This window comes from Pseudomonas yamanorum (genome assembly GCF_900105735.1).
Taxonomy (GTDB): domain Bacteria; phylum Pseudomonadota; class Gammaproteobacteria; order Pseudomonadales; family Pseudomonadaceae; genus Aquipseudomonas; species Aquipseudomonas yamanorum.
Window position 1 is genome coordinate 3,778,879 of record NZ_LT629793.1, and the last position, 17,129, is coordinate 3,796,007.

Genomic DNA, 17,129 nt, shown 5'->3' on the forward strand with positions numbered 1-17,129 from the left:
CGCCGGGCGCGCCCTTCAAACGGCGCGTCCTCACCTGAAACATCTAGGAGATTGGTATGTCCAGCAACAACCCGCAAACCCGTGAATGGCAAGCCTTGAGCAGCGATCACCACCTGGCGCCGTTCAGCGACTTCAAGCAATTGAAAGAGAAAGGCCCACGGATCATCACCAAAGCCCACGGCGTTTACCTGTGGGACAGCGAAGGCAACAAGATTCTCGACGGCATGGCCGGCCTGTGGTGCGTGGCGATCGGTTACGGTCGCGATGAACTGGCTGATGCGGCCGCCAAGCAAATGAAAGAGCTGCCTTACTACAACCTGTTCTTCCAGACCGCCCACCCGCCGGTGCTGGAACTGGCCAAAGCCATCTCCGATATCGCCCCGCAAGGCATGAACCATGTGTTCTTCACCGGTTCCGGCTCCGAAGGCAACGACACCATGCTGCGTATGGTCCGCCACTACTGGGCGATCAAAGGCCAGCCGAACAAGAAAACCATCATCAGCCGCAAGAATGGCTACCACGGCTCAACCGTGGCCGGCGCCAGCCTGGGCGGCATGACCTATATGCATGAACAGGGCGACTTGCCGATCCCGGGCATCGTCCACATCGCCCAGCCGTACTGGTTCGGCGAAGGCGGCGACATGAGCCCGGAAGAGTTCGGCGTGTGGGCCGCGAACCAGCTGGAAGAGAAGATTCTGGAGCTGGGCGTGGACAACGTCGGCGCCTTTATTGCCGAGCCGATCCAGGGTGCCGGTGGCGTGATCGTACCGCCTGCCAGCTACTGGCCGCGCATCAAGGAAATCCTCGCCAAGTACGACATCCTGTTCGTCGCCGATGAAGTGATCTGCGGCTTTGGCCGTACCGGTGAGTGGTTCGGTAGCGATTTCTACGACCTCAAGCCCGACATGATGACCATCGCCAAGGGCCTGACCTCCGGCTACATCCCGATGGGTGGCCTGATCGTGCGCGACGAAGTGGTCGCAGTACTGAACGAAGGCGGTGATTTCAACCACGGCTTCACCTATTCCGGTCACCCGGTGGCGGCAGCGGTAGCCCTGGAAAACATCCGCATCATGCGCGATGAACAAATTGTTAAGCGCGTGCACGACGAAACGGCACCCTATTTGCAAAAGCGTTTGAGGGAACTGGCTGATCACCCGTTGGTGGGTGAAGTTCGCGGTGTGGGCATGCTCGGTGCGATCGAGTTGGTTCAGGACAAGGCAACGCGCAAGCGTTATGAAGGCCGTGGTGTTGGCATGATCTGCCGCACGTTCTGCTTCGAGAATGGCCTGATCATGCGCGCCGTGGGCGACACCATGATCATTTCGCCACCGCTGGTGATCAGCAAGGCCGAGATAGACGAGTTGGTGACCAAGGCGCGGCACTGCCTGGACCTGACTTTGGCGGCATTGCAGGGCTAAATGCTAGGCTCAGAACGCAGCGCCTGTGGGGCGCTGCTTCTGGGGTGTTAGAAAAGCGGGGCATTGGTTGAAAGCCGGCCCCTGAACTTGCCAGACTGTCGCCCTGTTTTGTTGCCCCTTAGACGGGCTGCGAAACACGTTGTACTTAAAGAACGAACGTGGCCCAAAAAAGAAAAAATTGGAGCATGACCGAATGAAGGCATTAGGTTTGAAGAACGCTGGCAAGACCCTCCTGGCCTTGTCCCTGATGGGGGCCATGGCAGGCGCGGCGCACGCCGACGATAAAGTGCTGCACGTTTATAACTGGTCCGACTACATCGCACCGGACACCATCGCGAACTTTGAAAAAGAGTCCGGGATCAAGGTGGTCTATGACGTGTTCGACTCCAACGAAACCCTGGAAGCCAAGTTGCTGGCAGGCAAGTCCGGTTACGACATCGTCGTACCGTCGAACAACTTCCTCGCCAAGCAGATCAAGGCCGGTGTTTACCAGGAACTGGACAAGTCCAAGCTGTCGAACTACGACAACCTGAACAAATCCCTGCTTAAGGCCGTGTCCATCAGTGACCCGGGCAACAAGCACGCCTTCCCGTACATGTGGGGCTCGATCGGCATCGGCTACAACCCGGAGAAGGTCAAGGCTGCACTGGGCATCGACAAGATCGACTCGTGGGACACCATCCTCAAGCCGGAAAACCTCGCCAAGTTGAAAGGCTGCGGTGTGAGCTTCCTCGATTCGCCAACCGAAATGCTGCCAGTGGCACTGCATTACCTGGGCCTGCCGACCGACACCCAGAAGAAAGAAGACCTCAAGCAAGCCGAGGCCTTGTTCCTCAAACTGCGTCCTTCGATTGGCTACTTCCACTCGTCCAAGTACATCTCCGACCTGGCCAACGGCAACATCTGCGTAGCCGTGGGTTATTCGGGTGACGTGCAACAGGCCAAGTCCCGCGCGGCTGAAGCCGGTGGCAAGGTCAAGGTTGCCTACGACATTCCGAAAGAAGGCGCCGGCAGCTTCTATGACATGGTCGCCATCCCTAAAGATGCCGAAAACGTCGACGCTGCCTACAAGTTCATGAACTACCTGCTCAAGCCGGAAGTCATGGCGGGCATTACCAACAGCGTACGTTTCCCGAACGGTAACGAGAAAGCTACCGCATTGGTCGACAAAGACATCACCAGCGACCCAGGCATTTATCCGCCAGCGGACGTGCAAGCCAAGCTGTATGCCATTGCTGACTTGCCGGCTGCTACTCAGCGGGAAATGACCCGCAGCTGGACCAAGATCAAATCGGGCAAATAATCCGCTTTGATACCGGTTTCGCTAACTGCCGCGATGCGCGCGGTGGTTAGCGAAACAATTAAATGACAGAAAGTTTTGCCGGATCGGTTTATCGAGGGTAAGTTGCGCGCCGGTTTTGTTGCCGGGCAACAACTTCGGGCCCAACTATTTAAGAGGACCTCCACTTGCCAATTTCTTTATTTCGCAAAGCCTTGCTGGTGGGTGCAGGTATCACGCTGGCTGTCAGCGTGCAGGCCGCGCCGACTGTGCATATTTATAACTGGTCGGACTACATTGGCCCGGACACCCTGGCCAACTTTGAAAAGGCCACCGGCATCAAGCCGGTTTATGACGTGTTTGACTCCAACGAAACCCTGGAAGGCAAGTTGCTCGCCGGGCGTACCGGGTATGACGTGGTAGTGCCGTCGAACCACTTCCTTGGCAAGCAGATCAAGGCCGGGGCGTTCCAGAAAATCGACAAGTCGCAACTGACCAACTACGCCAACCTCGACCCGGCGCTGCTCAAGCGTCTGGAAAAGAACGACCCGGGCAACCAGTACGCCGTGCCGTATCTGTGGGGCACCAACGGTATTGGTTACAACGTAGATAAAGTCAAAGAAGTGCTGGGCGTCGACAAGATCGATTCCTGGGCCGTGCTGTTCGAGCCGGAAAACATGAAGAAGCTGGCGAGCTGCGGCGTGTCGTTCATGGACTCGGCGGATGAAATGCTGCCGGCGGTGCTCAACTACATGGGTTTGAACCCCAACAGCACCAACCCTGAAGACTATAAGAAGGCTGAAGAGAAACTCCTGAAAGTGCGTCCTTACGTGACCTACTTCCATTCTTCCAAGTACATCTCGGACCTGGCCAACGGCAATATCTGCGTGGCGGCCGGCTTCTCCGGTGATGTGTTCCAGGCCAAGGCCCGTGCGGCCGAGGCGGGTAAGGGCGTGAACATCGCCTACGTGATTCCGAAGGAAGGCGGCAACCTGTGGTTCGACGTACTGGCCATCCCCAAGGATGCGACCAACGTCAAAGAGGCCCTCGCCTTCATCAACTATTTGCTGAAACCTGAGGTGATCGCTCAGGTCAGTGATTACGTCGGTTACGCCAACCCTAACCCAGGGGCGGACAAACTGATGGAGCAATCGATACGCACCGACGAAGCGGTTTACCCACCGCAGGCGGTTCTCGACCGGACTTTTGTCAACTTCGAGCTACCCCCGAAAGTGCAACGTTTGATGACCCGTAGCTGGACCAAGGTCAAGACGGGCAAGTAAGGCTTAACGCTCAAACTATCCAAGGCTGGCCCGTATTGGGCGAGCTGCACTCTTTTTATTCTGGGAGTTTCGTAAATGGCAGTTGCCTCCGGCGCCTATAAGAAAGCCCTCGAGGGCGACCAGACACCGAAAAAGGTGCTGGTCAAAATCGACCGGGTCACGAAGAAGTTCGACGAGACGATTGCGGTGGACGATGTGTCCCTGGAAATCAAGAAAGGCGAGATCTTCGCCTTGCTCGGCGGATCGGGTTCGGGCAAATCCACCTTGCTGCGCATGCTCGCAGGCTTCGAGCGCCCAACCGAAGGACGCATTTACCTCGACGGTGTGGACATCACCGACATGCCGCCGTACGAGCGGCCGATCAACATGATGTTCCAGTCCTACGCCCTGTTCCCCCACATGACCGTGGCCCAGAACATCGCGTTTGGCCTGCAACAGGACAAGATCCCCAAGGCCGAGGTCGACGCCCGTGTGGCCGAGATGCTCAAGCTGGTGCAGATGAGCCAGTACGCCAAGCGCAAGCCGCATCAGCTGTCTGGCGGTCAACGCCAGCGGGTGGCACTGGCGCGTTCCCTGGCCAAGCGTCCGAAACTGCTGTTGCTCGATGAGCCGATGGGCGCATTGGACAAGAAGCTGCGTTCGCAGATGCAGCTGGAACTGGTTGAGATCATTGAGCGCGTCGGCGTGACCTGCGTGATGGTGACCCACGACCAGGAAGAGGCCATGACCATGGCCGAGCGCATCGCGATCATGCACCTGGGCTGGATCGCCCAGATCGGCAGCCCGATCGATATCTACGAAACGCCTACCAGCCGCCTGGTGTGCGAGTTCATCGGCAACGTCAACATTTTCGACACCCAGGTGGTGGACGACGCCGAAGGCCACGCGGTACTCAAGTGCCCGGACCTGGACCGCGACATCTACGTCGGCTACGGCATTGCCACCTCGGTGGAAGACAAGTCGGTGACCTACGCCATCCGCCCTGAAAAGCTGCTGGTGACCACCGAAATGCCGACCTGCGAGCACAACTGGTCCAGCGGCAAGGTGCACGACATCGCCTACCTCGGCGGCCACTCGGTGTTCTACGTCGAGTTGCCGAGCGGCAAGCTGGTGCAATCCTTCGTGGCCAACGCCGAGCGCCGTGGCCAGCGTCCAACCTGGGGTGACCAGGTGTACGTGTGGTGGGAAGACGACAGCGGCGTGGTACTTCGCTCATGAACATGAAGAAGTTCAAACGCCAGCTGCAACGAATAACCCCCGGTGGCCGGCATGTGGTCATCGGGATCCCTTTCCTCTGGCTGTTCCTGTTCTTCATGCTGCCGTTCTTCATCGTCTTGAAGATCAGCTTTGCCGAAGCCGACGTGGCGATCCCGCCGTATACCGAGATCTACACCTTCGTTGAACAGAAACTGCAGTTGGTGCTGAACCTGGCCAACTACGGCATGCTGGGCGATGACGAGCTGTACATCGCGGCATACCTGGGCTCGCTGAAGATGGCGTTTTTCAGCACCATCCTCTGCCTGCTGATCGGCTACCCGATGGCCTACGCCATTGCCAGCGCGCGTAAGGAAATCCAGACCGTGCTGGTGCTGCTGATCATGATGCCGACCTGGACTGCAATCCTGATCCGCGTCTACGCGTGGATGGGCATCCTCAGCAACAACGGTTTGCTCAACGGCTTCCTGATGTCCATCGGACTGATCAACGAACCGCTGCAGATCCTCAACACCAACATTGCGGTGTATATCGGCGTGGTCTATTCGTACCTGCCGTTCATGATCCTGCCGCTGTACGCCAACCTGGTGAAGCATGACCAGAGCCTGCTGGAAGCCGCCTCGGACCTGGGTTCGAGCACCTTCAACAGCTTCTGGAAAATCACCGTGCCGCTGTCCAAGAACGGCATCATCGCCGGCTGCATGCTGGTGTTTATCCCGGTGGTGGGCGAGTTCGTGATCCCGGAACTGCTGGGCGGCCCGGAAACCCTGATGATCGGTAAAGTGCTGTGGCAAGAGTTCTTCAACAACCGTGACTGGCCGGTGGCGTCTGCCCTGGCGGTGGTGATGCTGGCGATCCTGATCGTGCCGATCATCCTGTTCAACCGCAGCCAAGCCAAAGAGATGGAGGGCAAGATATGAAGCGCGTCAGTTTCTCAAGCTTCATGCTGGTGGCGGGGTTGCTGTTCATCTACCTGCCGATGCTGATCCTGGTGATCTACTCGTTCAACGAATCCAAACTGGTGACGGTGTGGGGCGGTTGGTCGATCAAGTGGTACGTCGGTCTGTTGGACAACACCCAGTTGATGGGCTCGGTCGGTCGCTCCCTGGAAATCGCCTGCTACACGGCGATTGCGGCGGTGGCGCTCGGCACCTTGGCGGCGTTCGTGCTGACGCGTATCAGCCAGTTCAAGGGCCGCACGCTGTTTGGCGGCCTGGTGACGGCACCGCTGGTGATGCCGGAAGTGATCACCGGTCTGTCGCTGTTGCTGCTGTTCGTGGCCATGGCGCAGATGATTGGCTGGCCGCAGGAACGCGGCCTGGTGACCATCTGGATCGCCCACACCACGTTCTGTTCGGCGTATGTGGCGGTGGTGGTGTCGGCGCGCTTGCGTGAGCTGGACCTGTCGATTGAAGAAGCCGCGATGGACCTGGGTGCGCGGCCATGGAAGGTGTTCTTCCTGATCACCATCCCGATGATCGCGCCGTCGCTGGCGGCGGGCGGCATGATGTCGTTTGCGCTGTCGCTGGACGACCTGGTACTGGCCAGCTTCGTGTCGGGGCCGGGTTCGACCACGTTGCCGATGGAAGTGTTCTCGGCAGTGCGTCTGGGGGTTAAGCCCGAGATCAACGCCGTGGCCAGCTTGATTCTGCTGGCGGTGTCGATCGTGACGTTCCTGGTGTGGTTCTTCAGCCGTCGTGCCGAAGAGCACCGCAAGAAAGCGATCCAGCAGGCGATTGAAGAAGCGGCTGCGGATGGCTGGGAGAAGCCGGCGGACTCGCGTCGCGCACCGGCACCGGTCTAATCAGGTAACCCTGACGAAACCGGATCAAAAATGTGGGAGCGGGCTTGCTCGCGAAGGCAGTGGATCAGTCAATACATCCGGTGACTGACACTGCGCTTTCGCGAGCAAGCCCGCTCCCACATTTTGATTGCATTCCAATTCGGGTTAAGCGTTCCAAGGCGACTTGCGAATCACCTCGACAAAGTTCATCGGCTTGAACCCAGGCTCCTGATCCACCAGCACATCGGTCTTCACGTTGCCAAACGTGGTCTGCGGACGATGGCGCAGGCCGTCGGCAAACGCGCAGATGATGCACTCCTTGAACCCTTCACCCCGTGGATGCGCATGCACCACCGCTTCGCGCTGCACGCTGGTAAACGCCGCGTACTCCATCCCCAACACATCCATTTCGACGCCCGCCGTCACCAACGCCACGGTTGGACGCAAATGCTTGGGCACGCCCGGCGTGGTGTGCAGGGCAATCGACAACCACACCTGCTCGATGTCGTCATCGCTCAGCCCGTAAGGCTTGAGGAAATCCGCTGCCGCATTGGCGCCGTCCACTTCAAAGCGCTCGTCGTCACTGCGGTGACCTTCCACCAAACCCAGATCGTGGAACATCGCGCCGACGTACAGCAGCTCCGGGTTGTAAGCCAACTGCTGGCGCTCACCACTCAAGGCGCCGAACAGGAACACCCGGCGGGAGTGGTGGTAGAGCAGGTCGGATTCGATGTCGCGGATGTATTCGGTGGTGGCCTTGGCCAGGGCGCTGTCCGGGATCTTGATGCCGGCGATGGTGGTGCTCATGGTCGTTATCCTCAAGAAAGCGCCGGGTTGGCGCCGATGAGTCCAGTCTGGCCGTGCGCCCGCGAGGGGGCCACCGCGGCGAGGGTGCGATCCCGGCCAATGTGCCGCGATATCGCGCCAAGGCTATGCGCGATCAAATGTGGCAGCTGGCTTGCCTGCGATAGCATCACCTCGGTATACCTGATGGACCGAGTCGCCTGTATCGCAGGCAAGCCAGCTCCCACAGGGATTTTGCATTTATTCAGTTGGAAAAAGGTGTTTCTACCCATGGGCAAAACCGTTGCCATCCTGATCTTCCCCGGCGTCCAGTCACTGGACGTGACCGGGCCCTTGGATGTTTTCTGCGAGGCCAACCGTTTTCTGCCGACCGAGGAGCATTACCAGTTGGAGGTGATTGGCCTGGGCCACGGCAACATGGCCTGTTCCAACGGCTTGTCGTTGCAGGCGCATCGGCATTTCAGCGAAGCCCTTGATCCCTACGATTTGCTGCTGATGGCCGGCGGGCCGCAGCTGCCCTTCGAGGATTTCGGCCCGGTGTTCAATCAATGGCTGCGTGACGCCAGCGCGCGAGCCAAGCGCTTCGGCTCCATCTGCAACGGCGCCTTCATGCTCGCCCGTGCCGGTCTGCTGGACGGCCGCACCGTCACCACTCATTGGGGCGACGCCGCCGACTTGGCCAGTTTGTGCCCATCGGCCCAAGTGGAAGCCGACCGCCTCTACGTGCAGGACGGCAACCTCTACACCTCGGCCGGGGTGACGGCAGGCATCGACCTGTCGCTGTACCTGCTCGCGCAGGACCACGGGCCGGAAGTGGCACTCAGCGTGGCCAAGCGCCTGGTGGTGTTCACCCAGCGTTCGGGCGGGCAGTCGCAGTTCAGCCCGTTTTTGACACCCCACGCAGAAGCCACCTCGGCGGTGGCGCTGGTACAGCTCTACGTATTGGCCAACCTGACGGGCGACCTGACCATCGCTGATCTGGCCAAGGCTGCCAACATGAGTGCACGCAACTTCTCGCGGGTATTCGCCCGGGAAGCGCAGATCACCCCGGCCGAGTTTGTCGAGCGGGCGCGGGTGGATGCGGCGCGGGTGATGCTGGAAAGCACCCACGCGCCACTCAAGACCGTGGCGTACCAGTGCGGCTTTCGCGACGCCCAGCACATGCGCAGTGTGTTCAATCGCCGGCTGGGCGTGACGCCGCAACAATTCCGACTTAACTTTGCGGCGCCGGTTTGAGCGTGTCGTAGGCTTCCAGGGCACGCAGCGAGTAGATATACGCCGCACCGGCATTCAGCGAAATCGCTGTGGCCAGAGTCGCCGCCACTTCTTCGCGGGTGGCGCCGGCCTTGATCGCTGCGTCGGCATGTACGCCGATGCAACCGTCGCAACGTGTGGTGATGGCCACGGCGATGGAAATCAGCTCACGGGTCTTGGCATCCAGGACGTTGTTTTCCTCGGCAGCTTCCCCCAGCGCCATGTAGGCTTTGACCATCTTCGGGTTGCTCTTGCCCAGTGCGCCAAAGGCTTTCTTCACGGTAGGCAGCAAGTCGGACCAGTTATTGAACATCGTGTTAACTCCTGAACGGTTTGGGTGTGAAGCCAGTGTGTGCGGTTCAGGTTTGGCGCTTTTGTTCGATCCACTCACCTTTTTGACCGATGCTCGCAAATGAACTCCATCGACACCCTGATCGCGTTGGCCAACCTGCGGGGCAGCCTGGACTTGCGTTGCCAGTTCCAGGGCGCCTGGGCCATGGACCACGAGCCCGAGCCGCTGGGCGTGGCGCCGTATCACATTGTGCTGGCGGGCACGTGCCGCGCCGAATTGTCCGGTGGGCAGCAGGTGACGCTGGAGGAGGGCGATATCCTGTTGATGCCCGGTGGCGCAACGCACCTGGTGCGCAGCCAGGGCGCGCGAGTAAAACCGGTGGCGCAGACCGTGATTGAAGGCGGCTTGCTGCCGATCCATCGCCTGGGCGGTGAGCAGCCGGACGTGGACATGCTCTGCGGCAGTTTTCGCTACAACCGCCAGTCGTTGCTGTTCAGTGCGTTGCCGGACTACCTGGTGGTGTCGAGTCGGCAGTGGCAGGCCGATGGGCAGTTGGCGGCGTTGATCGCACTGCTGCGCAGCGAGGCGGACGGGCAACGGCTGGGGGCCAGGTTCTTTATCGATGCGCTGTCGTCGGCGTTGTTCACCCTGATCCTGCGGGCGTGGCTGACGCAGCAAGCGCCAGTGGCCGGCACCTTTGCCTTGTTGACCGACAAACGCCTGGGCAAGGCCTGGCAGGCGATGCTGGCGGATCCCGGCCATGAGTGGACCATCGACAGCCTGGCCAGCGCCGCGTCGATGTCCCGGGCGACGTTCATGCGCGGGTTTGTCAAAGTGGCGGGTGTGTCGCCGTGGGTGTTGTTGACGCAGTTGCGCATGGAGCTGGCGTTCAACCTGCTGCAGCAGTCGCGGCTGAGCCTGACGGATATTGCTGCCCAGGCGGGGTATCAATCTCAGGCGGCGTTCAGCAAGAAATTCAAGGAGACCTACGGTGAAGCGCCGGGGCGGCTGCGAGCCCGGTAGACGCAACAACGCAGATCAAAATGTGGGAGCGGGCTTGCTCGCGAAAGCGGAGTGTCAGTCACCAGATGTATTGACTGATCCACCGCATTCGCGAGCAAGCCCGCTCCCACATTGGGTCTTCTGTTTCTTCAGTTATTGCGGTGTGCGGGCTGGCAACAGCTTGAGCGTACTGCGGGTATTCGCCGTCACTTCCTCATCATTGAAATGCGCCTGTTCATACCCACCCTCGATATACGTCTCCGCCTGGTCGGAGTAGTGCTTGTCGAACGGCACGCCACTCTGCCCGACCGGGTTGATGGTCAGCGCATGGGCGGCGTCGGCGAAGTCGATCAGGCGCCGGGTCGACGGTCCGTACGTCACTGGCCATGGCGCCGGGCCGATCTGGGCGGATTGGTTGTTGGGCACTTCATGGGTGCCGGGTGCAGCAAAGGGGCCGACGTTAACGATCTTGTCCAACGGCTTCTGCGAGCCCAGCGGATGGCCGTGGGTCAGGGTGTGGGCCTTGCCCCATTGCCACTGCGACGGGTCGTCACCGAAGGTCGCCCTGAGGTGTTGCAGGCTATTGTCCCACGCGAGCTTGACAGTCTCGGCACGGTGGCCATCCCACCAGGGCGAATCCGCTGAGGCGGTCAGGCGCGGTAAGGCCGCATCCACCACTCGGGTGGTGAGCAAGGTCTTGAACATCGCATCGCCCAGCTTTGGGTGGAACGCGGCGTCAGTGAGGTTGAACAGGAACTGGTTGAACAGCGTGGCACTGGTGGACTCCAGCGGGTAATCGCCTTTCCACGTTGCCAATTGCTCCACCAGTTTCAACTGTGCCGGGTCCTTGACCACTTCACGCAGCACCGGCAACAGCGGTGCCAGTAGCCGTGGGCCGTAGGCGGTGATAGTGCCGAGCTGCAAGGCCTGGCTGTTGTCCACGTCCCATTTCACGCTGTTGTCGCTCAGCTGCGCGTTCAACTGCTGGCCACGGTCTGCGAGGTTGTAGTAACCGGGAATCGGCATGCCGGTGGGGGACGCGGGCTGGGCATTGGCGGACACCACATAACCGCGGGCCGGGTTTTCTTCCTGGGGGTTGGCGCTGAACGGGTAGAAGCCGAGCTTGTCCGCCTGGGCGGTGCTGCCGTCGAGGATAAAGCCCGGGTTGGCCCCGGCCGGGCGGATCGGCAACTGTGCCGCCGCCCACCAGCCGATATCGCCCTTGGCATTGGCCCACACGATATTCAAGCCAGGTGCCTGGACCTTCGCCGCCGCTGCGCGGGCCTTGGCGAGGGTATCGGCACGGTTGAGCTGGTAGAAGCCGTCGAGGATCGGGTTCTCGGTGTTGAGGAACGCCCACCACATGGCAATCGGCGTCTTGCCGGCATTCTCGCCGAGCACGTCATTGATGATCGGACCGTGGGGCGAGGTGCGCAGGGTCAGGGTTACCGGGTCCTGGCCCTTGACCGCGATCTGTTGCTCGCTGCTGGTCATGTCCACCCACTTGTCGTGGTACCAGACCTGGTTGGGGTTGTCCGGGTTGACCTTCTCGGCGATCAGGTCGAGGTCATCGTTCTGGAACATGGTCAGGCTCCAGCCGAAATCCTTGTTGTGGCCCAGGAACGCCACCGGCACCAGCGCGTTGTGATAACCGTAAAGCTCGAAACCCGGCGCTGACAGCTGCGCCTCGTACCACACCGACGGCACCGAGAAGCGGATATGCGGGTCACCCGCCAGCAACGGCTTGCCGCTCTTGGTGCGGCTGCCGCTGATGGCCCAGGCGTTGCTGCCTTCGAACTGCGGCAGGCCGTTGTCGGCCATGGCCTGTTCGCTCAACTGGGCGATGGCGCCCAAATCCTTCCAATCACCGGCCGCGAGATTCAGCGCGCCCTTGGGCTGCCAGTCGAGGTCGAAGACCTTCAGGTAATCGCTGCCCAGTTGATCGCGTACGTACGTCAGCAAGGGTTCGGTGCGAAAGGCGACGGCAAAGCTGTAGGCCAGGTAGCCGGCGACGCTGATGGTGTCTTCGGCGGTGAACCGGCGCTTGGGGATGCCCAATACGTCGAACTCCATGGGGCTGGCGTGGCTGTCCTGATACTGGTTGACCCCGTCCAGGTAGGCTTGCAGGGCCTTCCAGGGCGCAGACTCATGGTCCATGTGCTCGACGTAGCTCAAGGCACGCTCGCGAATGCGCAGGCTGCGGAACAGTTTGTCGGTCTCCAGCAGCTTGGGCCCCAGCACCTCGGCCAACTCGCCACGGGACAGGCGGCGCATGATCTCCATCTGGAACAGCCGATCCTGGGCATGTACGTAGCCGAGGGCGCGGTACAGGTCGGTCTCATTCTCGGCGCGGATATGCGGCACGCCTCGGTCGTCGTAGCGCACCGTGACCGAACCTTGCAGGTGGGCCAGCTCCACCGTGCCCTGGCGGGTCGGCTGCTTGCTGTACACGTACCAGCCGGCGCCAACCATCAGGGCTACGAGCAGGATGGCCAGCGCGGTCAGGATGCGTTTCATGGGTTGTCCCTTATTAGTCGGTCACCGTGAAGATTCGGGCAGTTTAGTGGGTTTGGCGAGCGCTGCGGAAAATGCTGTCGGGCTCGCGTTCCCTGAACCTCACCTGCATGAAGTCGGGGTTATGAAGTTGGATGCGGGTGAGCGGGTTATTATGTTTACTCTGTTACATGAAACCAGCCGCGCCGTGATCAATCAGGCCATCCGTGCGCGCCTTTGCTATCACTTTCGGAATGCAATTTATGACAGATCCCAGCCGTGCACAGGTGCCTTATGCCTGCTGCATGGAAACGCCATCGCTGATCAGCAACTTTTTGCGATACCCGCCGGTGGGCTTCGACGCCCAGCTGTCAGCACAGGGACTGCCGTACTTTTTCACCCGGTTCGACCTGCAAACCACCGCCGACGACGAGCTGCGCACCCGCCTGCGCAGTTGGCCGGGGTACCGTTTGTGGCAGTCATGGCTGCATATCGACACCTGTTTTGTCGGCACCACGGTCAGCGAATACTCCCCGTTTCCGCTGAGCGTACCGCCACAGGACATGGCGCAATGGCTGCAACAGGAGTGTGCGCCGCAACGCAAACTCACCATCGTCAAAGACGTGCCGCTGGATTCTCCGCTGCTCAGTGTCGAGGACAATCGCTACGCACACGCGCTGATTGAGGCTTGCACCCAGCGCGGATTCATCAATGTAGAGGGCCAGGCGCTGGCCTATGTGCCCATCGACTTCACCTCGATTGACGAGTATCTGTCGCGGTTATCCCATAGCCGCCGGCGTAATATCCGCCGCAAGTTGCGCAGCCGTGATGAGTTACGCATTGAGGTCCTGGACACCGGTGATGTGCGGTTCAGCGATGAGCAATGGCAGCAGGAACTGTATCGGCTGTACAAGGCGGTGTACGCACAGAGCGAAATCCACTTCGATTTGCTCACGCCCGATTTCTTCATTCAGTTGCTCACCGATGCCGACAGCGGCGGGCATGTGTTCTGCTACTGGGACGAGGACGAGTTGGTCGGCTATAACCTGTGCTACCAGCAAGACGGCAAGTTGCTCGACAAGTACATCGGCCTTAACTACCCGCTGGCGCTGGAGCACAACCTGTATTTCGTCAGCTGGTTTGTGAACCTGGAGTACGCCCTGGAAAAGGGCCTGCAGTTTTATGTCGCGGGCTGGACCGATCCGCAGGTCAAATCCAGCCTCGGCGCCAAGTTCACCTTCACCCGCCATCTGGTGTGGGTGCGCAACCCGCTGTTGCGCAAGGTGTTGAACCGCTTCCGTCACCACTTTGAAAGCGACATGCAATGGCAGCAGGAGCAAACCTCATGAGCCAGGCCCGACCCGCGTTGATCCTCGATTTTGATGGCGCCGTGAATAACATTCCCGGCGCCATCAACCTGCCGTTGCAGGCCTGGCAGGAGAAGATCCGGTTCGGTTGCCGCTGGGCACAGTTCAAGGAGCTGGAGAACGCCCTGCAAGCGCAGATGCCCAATGACTACGGCTGTGTGTTTACCGGCAGCGGTGACTATCACCATCTCAGCCAGTTGTTGTTGAACCGTCTTCCCACCCAGCAAAAGATCCAACTGATCATTTGCGATAACCACCCGGACAACATGCGCTATCCGTTTGGTATCCATTGTGGGTCTTGGGTCTACTGGGCCAGCCGCCTGCCACAGGTCGAGCATGTGCATGTGCTGGGCATTGGCTCGCCGGACATTTCCCTCAAGCACGCCTGGGAGAATCACTGGTCACCGCTGGTGAAACGCAAGCTGACCTACTGGAACACCAACGTCGATACCCGCTGGTTGAACTGGATCGGCGCAGGCCGCAGCAACCGTGCATTCACCAGCGCGGACGAATTGATGAGCGCGTTCCTGGCGCAGCTCGACAGGTCATTGCCGGTGTATCTCTCCATCGACAAAGACGTGCTGAGCCCGGAGGTGGTGAATACCAACTGGGACCAGGGCGAGTTTCTGGAGAAGCATTTGAATGCGCTGATCGATGCCTGCCAGGGCAGCATTATCGGCGCGGACATTACCGGCGATGTCTCGGCTTATCACTACCAGAGTAAGTTCAAGCGTTGGCTGAGTGCGTCGGATGGCCAGGAAGAGCTGCCGGAGAACCAGGTGGTGATCTGGCAACAACAGCAGAATGAGTTGAACGCGCGCTTGTTGACCCGTATCGATCAAGGCTGGGCTAGCGTTTAAGAATTCGCCGTAGATGATCCAGCACTTGCTCGAACAGTTCGTCCGTCAGCCAGTGGCTGTTGCTGATCGACAGTGTCTGGGCGGCGAAGCTTTGCGCGCGGGGGATATCGGCGCCTGGCTGTAACAGCGGGGTGAGCGCCGGGTAGCTCGGCAAGACGTGGATAAACAGACGGGTGACGCCCAGGCCCGCCGTCCACAGCTGCGCCATCGCGGTATCGCGGGTTTGTGCGCTGGGCATCACCACCATCAGGAACGGCCAGGTACCTTGCTGGCCCGGGCTGTCGGTCAACACCGAAACGCCGGGCAAGCTGCTCAGCTGCGCCACGCGACGCAAGGCCCGTAAGCGTCCTTGCTGCAAATGTTCGGGCAAGCGTGCCAATGCGGCAGCGCCGACCTTCTGGCGATAGCCGCCCAACCGGTGCAACGGAATATCGTTGACGGAAAAATCATCGCCGACTGCCGCCACTTCATCGCCCCGCGCCAACGCCGCCCGCAGCGGTTTGCCGTACACGTACTTCAGCCCGCGGGGCTGATACGCCGCGGCATAGCCCCACAGCTCGGCGCTGCGTTGCACTTCCCAGCGCAGGCTGAAGGGCAAGTCCTGGCGGCATTGCTGGTGCAACGCCTGATGCAGCACCGCATCCCGGCTGAACAACACGCCGCCTTCGGCCGTCGTCAGGCCTTTGCCCAGTGCCATGCTGAAAAAGCCGATGTCGCCTTTGAGTCCGACGCTTTTTCCGTCATCCAGCGCGCCCATGGCCTGGGCGGCGTCTTCGATGACCGCCACGCCGTAAGGCTCGGCAATGCGCGTGGCGGCATCCACATCCGCTACGCGCCCGGCCAGGTGGGTGACGACGATCGCCAAGGTGTTTTCGTTGCACAGCTGCGCCAGCTGTTGCTCGTCCAGGTCGATGCTGCCGGGCTTTAAATCGCACGGCACCACGCGTAATGGCGGGCAATGATGGGCGGCCAGGGCCACCAGCGGGCAGGTATAGGCCGGCACGATAAGCTCGGTGCGCCCAGGGCTACGTTGCTGCAACACCCGCAGCGCCATGATCAGGGCGGCCGTGCCGGAACAGGGCAGGGCCGGCAAAGGGATGTCGAGCTGTTGGGCCAGGTCGCGGGCCAGGTTGCCCGAGAGGTTGAACAAATCCTGCCAGCGCAGGGGAAGGCCCGCCGTCGGCGGAATCTCCCGCTGGCTGACAACGGGCGTCATGACGCCAGCGTCTGCGAGGGCTCGGCCTCGACGGTCTTGCTCTCTTTGTCTTCACTGCGCGCCAGGCACAGGATGCCGGCAATGATCAGCGCACCACCGACGATTTTGGGCAGGGTCAGGGTGTCGTTGAACAACCACACGGAGATCAACGTCACGCTGATCAGCTCCAGGTGGGAGGCGGCAAACGCCGGGCCTACCGGCGCGTATTTCAACAACGTCATCCAGGTAAAAAATGCACCGATGTAGCCAACGAATGCCCCGTAGATCCAGGGCGCACCAAACACGCGTATCAGCCACGCGGCGTCCATTGTCAGCGGTTCGGCATGAATCGAGGCGAACTTAAAGCTGACCTGCGCCAAGGTATCGAAAATGATCAGCGACAGAAAACCCAGGATATAAAACCGTTTCATTACTCAAACCCCACGACGGTCACGCCACAGGCGATCAGCATGATGCCGATCAACCGCCATTTGCTCAGGCTTTCCTTGAACAGGAAACGGCCCGCAATCATGATCACGACAATGTTGATGGAGCCTAGCATCACCCCGACCGACAACGGCACCAGTGTCAGGAAGGCCAGCCACAGCACGAATTCGAAGACATAGCAGATGATGCCCAGCCAGATCCACGGACGCTTGAGCATATGGCGCCAGTGGGCCATGCCGTCATGCTCGGCGCTGGCTGAAGCGGCGGCTTTAAACGCCAACTGGCCGGACGTATCGACGATAACGTTGAGTATCCAGAGGATGATGGTTAATTGGCTCATGTGTTCCCGTGTCGTCTGCTGGTACGGCTAGCTGCTTACGATACAGGAGCATGCCGATACAGTTGTTCGAGTTTGTCGAACGAACAGCGTCTGT

Annotated in this window: 16 protein-coding genes; 10 read left to right on the forward strand and 6 right to left on the reverse strand. The window is 60.2% G+C overall.

The window, feature by feature from the left end; all coding sequences use genetic code 11:
- Positions 1-56 precede the first annotated feature (56 nt).
- The 6 genes from BLU46_RS17735 to BLU46_RS17760 all read left to right on the forward strand — a co-directional run bounded on the left by BLU46_RS17735 (position 57) and on the right by BLU46_RS17760 (position 7,002).
- Positions 57-1,421 carry an aspartate aminotransferase family protein gene (locus BLU46_RS17735; protein ID WP_093203921.1) on the forward strand — a complete coding sequence of 455 codons (1,365 nt, stop codon included), beginning with the start codon at positions 57-59 and terminating at the stop codon, positions 1,419-1,421.
- 208 nt (positions 1,422-1,629) lie between these two features.
- Positions 1,630-2,724 carry a polyamine ABC transporter substrate-binding protein gene (locus BLU46_RS17740; protein WP_026077851.1) on the forward strand — a complete coding sequence of 365 codons (1,095 nt, stop codon included), beginning with the start codon at positions 1,630-1,632 and terminating at the stop codon, positions 2,722-2,724.
- A gap of 164 nt (positions 2,725-2,888) precedes the next feature.
- Entirely contained in the window at positions 2,889-3,983 is a 1,095-nt protein-coding gene (locus tag BLU46_RS17745) for a polyamine ABC transporter substrate-binding protein (protein WP_063026413.1), read from the forward strand.
- Between the two features lie 75 nt (positions 3,984-4,058).
- Complete coding sequence (locus BLU46_RS17750) at positions 4,059-5,201, forward strand: ABC transporter ATP-binding protein (protein WP_003195240.1); 1,143 nt, start codon at positions 4,059-4,061, stop codon at positions 5,199-5,201.
- Complete coding sequence (locus BLU46_RS17755) at positions 5,198-6,118, forward strand: ABC transporter permease subunit (RefSeq protein WP_003213882.1); 921 nt, start codon at positions 5,198-5,200, stop codon at positions 6,116-6,118. Before BLU46_RS17750 ends, BLU46_RS17755 begins: the two co-directional genes overlap by 4 nt.
- The gene (locus tag BLU46_RS17760) at positions 6,115-7,002 is read left to right on the forward strand and encodes an ABC transporter permease subunit (RefSeq protein WP_008438909.1); all 888 of its coding nucleotides are present in this window, start codon (positions 6,115-6,117) and stop codon (positions 7,000-7,002) included. The genes BLU46_RS17755 and BLU46_RS17760 overlap by 4 nt, the downstream gene beginning before the upstream one ends.
- 144 nt (positions 7,003-7,146) lie before the next feature.
- On the opposite strand, the gene BLU46_RS17765 is transcribed toward BLU46_RS17760, so the two are convergent.
- Positions 7,147-7,788: an HD domain-containing protein gene (locus BLU46_RS17765; protein WP_076013051.1), complete on the reverse strand. Its 642-nt coding sequence runs from the start codon at positions 7,786-7,788 to the stop codon at positions 7,147-7,149.
- A 267-nt stretch (positions 7,789-8,055) separates the two neighbouring features.
- On the opposite strand from BLU46_RS17765, the gene BLU46_RS17775 reads away from it, so the two are divergent.
- A complete protein-coding gene (locus tag BLU46_RS17775; RefSeq protein ID WP_093203929.1) occupies positions 8,056-9,021 on the forward strand; it encodes a GlxA family transcriptional regulator in 966 nt (321 codons plus the stop codon).
- Here BLU46_RS17775 and BLU46_RS17780 read toward each other — a convergent pair.
- Positions 8,999-9,352, reverse strand: coding sequence for a carboxymuconolactone decarboxylase family protein (locus BLU46_RS17780; RefSeq protein ID WP_016973032.1), 354 nt, complete (start codon positions 9,350-9,352; stop codon positions 8,999-9,001). The two genes, BLU46_RS17775 and BLU46_RS17780, sit on opposite strands and share 23 nt — an antisense overlap.
- Positions 9,353-9,451: 99 nt before the next feature.
- Between BLU46_RS17780 and BLU46_RS17785 the strand changes: the two genes are divergently transcribed.
- The gene (locus tag BLU46_RS17785; RefSeq protein WP_093203933.1) at positions 9,452-10,354 is read left to right on the forward strand and encodes an AraC family transcriptional regulator; all 903 of its coding nucleotides are present in this window, start codon (positions 9,452-9,454) and stop codon (positions 10,352-10,354) included.
- 132 nt (positions 10,355-10,486) lie between these two features.
- Here the strand turns inward: BLU46_RS17785 and BLU46_RS17790 are convergent, their stop codons facing one another.
- Entirely contained in the window at positions 10,487-12,850 is a 2,364-nt protein-coding gene (locus BLU46_RS17790; protein ID WP_093203937.1) for a penicillin acylase family protein, read from the reverse strand.
- Between the two features lie 239 nt (positions 12,851-13,089).
- Between BLU46_RS17790 and BLU46_RS17795 the strand changes: the two genes are divergently transcribed.
- Complete coding sequence (locus BLU46_RS17795) at positions 13,090-14,175, forward strand: GNAT family N-acetyltransferase (protein WP_063026425.1); 1,086 nt, start codon at positions 13,090-13,092, stop codon at positions 14,173-14,175.
- Positions 14,172-15,053 carry a hypothetical protein gene (locus tag BLU46_RS17800; RefSeq protein WP_093203941.1) on the forward strand — a complete coding sequence of 294 codons (882 nt, stop codon included), beginning with the start codon at positions 14,172-14,174 and terminating at the stop codon, positions 15,051-15,053. Before BLU46_RS17795 ends, BLU46_RS17800 begins: the two co-directional genes overlap by 4 nt.
- Here BLU46_RS17800 and BLU46_RS17805 read toward each other — a convergent pair.
- From BLU46_RS17805 to BLU46_RS17815, 3 genes are read right to left on the reverse strand one after another with little or no spacing between them, the layout of a single operon-like run.
- Positions 15,043-16,269, reverse strand: coding sequence for a DegT/DnrJ/EryC1/StrS family aminotransferase (locus BLU46_RS17805; RefSeq protein WP_063026429.1), 1,227 nt, complete (start codon positions 16,267-16,269; stop codon positions 15,043-15,045). The two genes, BLU46_RS17800 and BLU46_RS17805, sit on opposite strands and share 11 nt — an antisense overlap.
- Positions 16,266-16,679 (reverse strand): DMT family transporter, encoded by a 414-nt coding sequence (locus BLU46_RS17810; RefSeq protein ID WP_008438917.1) that lies wholly within the window; start codon positions 16,677-16,679, stop codon positions 16,266-16,268. Before BLU46_RS17810 ends, BLU46_RS17805 begins: the two co-directional genes overlap by 4 nt.
- Positions 16,679-17,035 (reverse strand): EamA family transporter, encoded by a 357-nt coding sequence (locus BLU46_RS17815; protein ID WP_003213864.1) that lies wholly within the window; start codon positions 17,033-17,035, stop codon positions 16,679-16,681. Before BLU46_RS17815 ends, BLU46_RS17810 begins: the two co-directional genes overlap by 1 nt.
- Positions 17,036-17,129: the final 94 nt, after the last annotated feature.

Bases quoted from the DNA above. Each gene is read 5' to 3' on its own strand.
- BLU46_RS17735 (WP_093203921.1), top strand. From the start codon at position 57: ATGTCCAGCAACAACCCGCAAACCCGTGAATGGCAAGCCTTGAGCAGC.
- BLU46_RS17750 (WP_003195240.1), top strand. From the start codon at position 4,059: ATGGCAGTTGCCTCCGGCGCCTATAAGAAAGCCCTCGAGGGCGACCAG.
- BLU46_RS17755 (WP_003213882.1), top strand. From the start codon at position 5,198: ATGAACATGAAGAAGTTCAAACGCCAGCTGCAACGAATAACCCCCGGT.
- BLU46_RS17760 (WP_008438909.1), top strand. From the start codon at position 6,115: ATGAAGCGCGTCAGTTTCTCAAGCTTCATGCTGGTGGCGGGGTTGCTG.
- BLU46_RS17765 (WP_076013051.1), bottom strand. From the start codon at position 7,788: ATGAGCACCACCATCGCCGGCATCAAGATCCCGGACAGCGCCCTGGCC.
- BLU46_RS17775 (WP_093203929.1), top strand. From the start codon at position 8,056: ATGGGCAAAACCGTTGCCATCCTGATCTTCCCCGGCGTCCAGTCACTG.
- BLU46_RS17780 (WP_016973032.1), bottom strand. From the start codon at position 9,352: ATGTTCAATAACTGGTCCGACTTGCTGCCTACCGTGAAGAAAGCCTTT.
- BLU46_RS17785 (WP_093203933.1), top strand. From the start codon at position 9,452: ATGAACTCCATCGACACCCTGATCGCGTTGGCCAACCTGCGGGGCAGC.
- BLU46_RS17790 (WP_093203937.1), bottom strand. From the start codon at position 12,850: ATGAAACGCATCCTGACCGCGCTGGCCATCCTGCTCGTAGCCCTGATG.
- BLU46_RS17795 (WP_063026425.1), top strand. From the start codon at position 13,090: ATGACAGATCCCAGCCGTGCACAGGTGCCTTATGCCTGCTGCATGGAA.
- BLU46_RS17800 (WP_093203941.1), top strand. From the start codon at position 14,172: ATGAGCCAGGCCCGACCCGCGTTGATCCTCGATTTTGATGGCGCCGTG.
- BLU46_RS17805 (WP_063026429.1), bottom strand. From the start codon at position 16,269: ATGACGCCCGTTGTCAGCCAGCGGGAGATTCCGCCGACGGCGGGCCTT.
- BLU46_RS17810 (WP_008438917.1), bottom strand. From the start codon at position 16,679: ATGAAACGGTTTTATATCCTGGGTTTTCTGTCGCTGATCATTTTCGAT.
- BLU46_RS17815 (WP_003213864.1), bottom strand. From the start codon at position 17,035: ATGAGCCAATTAACCATCATCCTCTGGATACTCAACGTTATCGTCGAT.